The organism is Carnobacterium sp., assembly GCF_032094055.1.
Classification (GTDB): Bacteria; Bacillota; Bacilli; order Lactobacillales; family Carnobacteriaceae; genus Carnobacterium_A.
In genome coordinates, this window is sequence record NZ_DAMDAK010000125.1 from 282 (window position 1) to 4668 (window position 4387).

At 37.2% G+C, this 4387-nt stretch carries 3 protein-coding genes; all 3 read right to left on the reverse strand.

Annotated elements, in window-relative coordinates:
* A partial coding sequence (locus RT405_RS13000; RefSeq protein WP_313470239.1) for a PolC-type DNA polymerase III N-terminal domain-containing protein occupies positions 1–1129 on the reverse strand: 1129 nt, incomplete at its 3' end.
* Between the two features lie 113 nt (positions 1130–1242).
* Positions 1243–2955: a proline--tRNA ligase gene (locus tag RT405_RS13005; RefSeq protein ID WP_313470240.1), complete on the reverse strand. Its 1713-nt coding sequence runs from the start codon at positions 2953–2955 to the stop codon at positions 1243–1245.
* A 59-nt stretch (positions 2956–3014) separates the two neighbouring features.
* Complete coding sequence (gene rseP, locus RT405_RS13010) at positions 3015–4289, reverse strand: RIP metalloprotease RseP (protein ID WP_313470242.1); 1275 nt, start codon at positions 4287–4289, stop codon at positions 3015–3017.
* Between the last annotated feature and the right edge of the window lie 98 nt (positions 4290–4387).

A 4387-nucleotide genomic window follows, 5' to 3' on the forward strand; every position in this document is an offset into this window, starting at 1 on the left:
TGATAGCAATTGCCGGATGGCCCCATTTTGCGGCCTGAGCTACTAAATCAGTCATATTATTTGTGGCATCCATTGTACTCATATTGCTATGTAGATGCATTTCAACACGCTTTTGGCCTTCAGCTGCCGTATCTTTTCGTTCCTCATGAAAACATTCAGTAATATCTTGGGCATTTAAAACTAAGTCGCGCATAAAGTTATCTTCTTGAACGCTGCCGCGAGCTTTAACCCACATTCCTTTTTTCAAAGCGGCAAAAGCGGCTTCGTCTTCTGGTGAATTTGAAAACTTTTTCACCGTAAACGAAGAAGTATAATCCGTTATCTTAATAATCATTAATTGACGTTCAGAACGCAATACACGTATTTCCACATCAAATACAAATCCTTCGATCGTAACCCGTCTTTCTTCTTCTAAGATTTGATCCATTTGTTTTATTTCTTCTTTATCCGTGATTTTACGGCCTAAAACAATTGGTCCTTTCATGACCGATTCGATCCCCATATCTTTGTGGCGTTTTTTTTCTTCCTCTGCTTTTTTCAAGTTTTCGCTGGCACGAATACTTAAAAGAGCATCAGCTTCTTCTTTTTTTGCTTTAAATTCAGTAATTTTTTGTTCATGAATAACTTCATCAATAATAGGCTCTATTTTAAAAGCTGGAAAACCTAATTTTTGATAGGCAAGTTCTACAGGAGGCAAATACTGATTGACTAAATGACTTTTTACAACTTCATTTTCTACTAAAAATAGAATTTTTTTCCCTTCCATCATGGGAAACTGTTCTTGAAAAGGCCGATCACAGAGCGGAGAAGAAACACCGCTTTTTTTAACTGCTGTTGCCCAATAATGTTCCAGCTTTTCGACAGTCACATTAGGGGTATAGGTTACAATGGAAACTTCAATGGCAGCGATTGAATTAAACGCAAGCTGCAGTTTTTCAGATAATAACTGATATACCTCAAATGGTAAAATATCTTCAAATTGAAATTGAAAATGCCATGTTTTAGATAATTTATGCACCGTAACTTTTTGAATTTGCGCTTTTTCAAAATAAGATCGGTACTCGACTGCTTGATCTAACCCTATTTGTTCTAGTAATTTTTGAAACAATTCTTCTTGATTTAAACTCATGAGCGACTCCTTTCAATTGCCGGTGATTCTTCATCTATCATAAAAAAAGAAAGCAAAGGAAGCACAGACAAGACAAATACTGTACTTGTATGAACTCCCTTTTCTTTTTTTCATTAGTTATTTTCAGGGTTCAATAAAATTCCCATTGTTGCGACCATTTCGTCTTTACGCACTTCAATAGTCTCACCTGTTTTACGGATTTTTACTTCTACGATATCATCTACAGCTTTTTTTCCTACTGTAATCCGAATAGGCAAACCAATCAAATCAGAATCTGCAAATTTGACACCTACTCGTTCTGTACGATCATCCATTAAAACTGAAAATCCGGCTTCTTGTAAAATCTGGTATAGTTCCTCTGATAGGTTGACTTGTTCTGCAGACTTCATATTAACCGGCACCAAATGCAACTCGTAAGGTGCTAATTGACGCGGCCAATTCAATCCGCTTTCGTCACTTTGTTGTTCAGCAATAGCTGAAAGTAAGCGACTGACTCCGATTCCATAACAACCCATGATCACAGGGATAGAACGTCCATTTTTGTCTAAAACAGTCGCTCCCATTGCTTCAGAATAACGAGTACCTAATTTGAAAATATGTCCGATTTCAATTCCTTTAGCAAATTTCAATACGCCTTGTCCGTCAGGGGATAGTTCGCCTTCTTGCACAAAACGCAAGTCAACGTAAGCTTCTACTGATAAATCACGTTCAGGATTAACGTTCATGTAATGGTAGCCAGCTTCATTGGCTCCAGTTACCGCATTAGCCATATCTTGCACATACACATCACCTAATACACGTATGTCTTTATGAACACCAACTGGTCCAATCGAACCAAAATTAACACCCAAATAGGTTTCCGCTTCTTCATCTGTAGCCAACTCTAAAAAGTCTGCCTGTAAGAAGTTCTTTAATTTTACCTCGTTGACTTCATGATCGCCTCGGATAACAACTAGAATTGGAGAACCGTCTGCAATAAACAGCAAACTCTTCATCACATCACGTGTCTCTACTTTCAAAAATGCTGCTACTTCTTCCACTGTTTTGCTATCAGGTGTAGCAATTTTTTCCAGCTCTTTTTCAATTTCATGCGACTTCTTCCGCATATAGAAACTAGTGGCCATTTCTAAGTTAGCGGCATAATCGCTTGAATCTGAATAAGCAATAGTGTCTTCGCCAGAATCAGAGATTGCCATAAACTCTTTCGAATCGCTGCCGCCCATTGCGCCAGCATCCCCAATGATTCCTCTAAAATCTAATCCACAGCGCTCAAAGATACGTGTATACGCAGTTTCAAAATCCAAATACGTTTTATCCAGACTTTCATAGCTGTCATGGAAAGAATATGCATCTTTCATAAGAAACTCTCGGCCTCTTAACAACCCAGAACGTGGTCGTTTTTCATCGCGGAATTTTGTTTGAATTTGATATAACGATAAAGGCAAACGTTTATAAGAAGCTATTTCATCGCGGATCAATGCAGTGAAAGCTTCTTCATGCGTTGGTCCTAGTAAATAATCTCGTCCGTGACGATCGGATAATTTAATTAAATCATCTCCATAGGTTTCATAACGCCCCGATTCTTCCCATAATTCACGTGGCAAAAGAGATGGCATCAGCATTTCAACCGCATCAATTTTTTCAAATTCTTCGCGAATAATCGTTTTTATTTTTTCTAACACTCGGTTAGCTAATGGCAAATAGCTATAAACCCCACTAGAAATTTGTCTAATATACCCAGCTCTTAATAATAACTGATGACTCAACACTTCTGCGTCATTAGGAGTTTCTCTTAAAGTTGGCACAAATAGTTTCGATTGTTTCATGATTATTCATTATCTCCTTTAGTACGTTCAATTATAAAGCAATTCTCGCTCTTTTTTACTTATTTCAAAAAATAAGTTTGGATATCATTCCATGTTACCAGAACCATTAATAACAGTAAGGCCCCTACACCGATTATCGTAATAAGGCCTTCTTTTTCTGGACTTAGCGGCTTACCTCTTACTCCTTCAATGATATTCAAGAGTAGCTTTCCGCCATCTAATGCTGGCACCGGCAGCAAATTGATAATTCCTAAGTTAATACTTAAAACAGCTAACCAATTAACGATACCAATATACCCAGTTTTAACAACCGCTTCTGTCGTTGCATAAATAGCTACTGGTCCACCAAACATATCAATAGAAAAGCCCTTAGTAAAGATAGAGCCTAGAGCACTAACAATTTGTACAATCACGGTCCAAGTATAAGTGAAGCCAAATAATAATTTTGCTCCTAAAGATTTATCCAAAGAAGCTTGTACGCCGATAATTCCTACTTCTGAACCATCGCTTCCTTTAGTGGTTTCAGGGATAACAACGAGTTGCTTGTTGGATCCATCTGAGGACTTCACAGTAAACATTAAAGATTGACCGGGGCTTTCTTGAATGATCTTCACCATTTCAGTCCAAGTAGAAATTTTTTTATTATTGATCTGGACTACTTGGTCGCCTTCAGACAAGCCAGCTTGTTGAGCTACGCTATCTGCCATAACCGGTCCTAGTTTATTGGCATCACTGACAACTCCGCCTTGCAGAAAAGCCATTACTATAAACGCAACAATTGCTAAAATAATATTGTTCATAGGTCCTGCGAAATTAGTCATCATTCGTTGAGGTAAACTAGCTGCTTGAAATTGAACATCTAACGGTGCAATTTGTACTTCTGTTCCATCTTCTTCAATCAACATAGCATCACGTTTTACGGAATAATGCACAAATTCTGATTCATTACCAGCCATATACCCTTCAATATACAAGTCTTTTTCTAAATCGATTGCACTAACTTCTAAAGGAACTGCTTTTAAAAGTTGTTTTTTCTTATACGTATTGATAGTAGTTACTTCATTTTGTTCGTTTAAAAGAACTCCGACAGGCATACCCGGTTTAATTTCTGCTTCTTCTTCGTATCCCGCCATTCGAACGTATCCACCAATCGGCAAAATTCGAATAGTAAACGTGGTTTCATTTTTACGGTAAGAAAAAATTTTTGGACCAAAGCCAATTGCAAATTCTCTTACCAAAATACCCGCTTTTTTAGCAAAATAGTAATGCCCAAATTCATGGAAAATAACTAAAATGCTAAAGACGAGTATAAAAGTAATTATTGTTGTTACCATTCTATCTCTCCTTTAAATCCAAGTTAGAACTCTTTTTCTAGTTTCTTTATCTGCTTCTAAAAGAGTTTTTAAATCTGCATCTCTATCTGTTTTTTCTA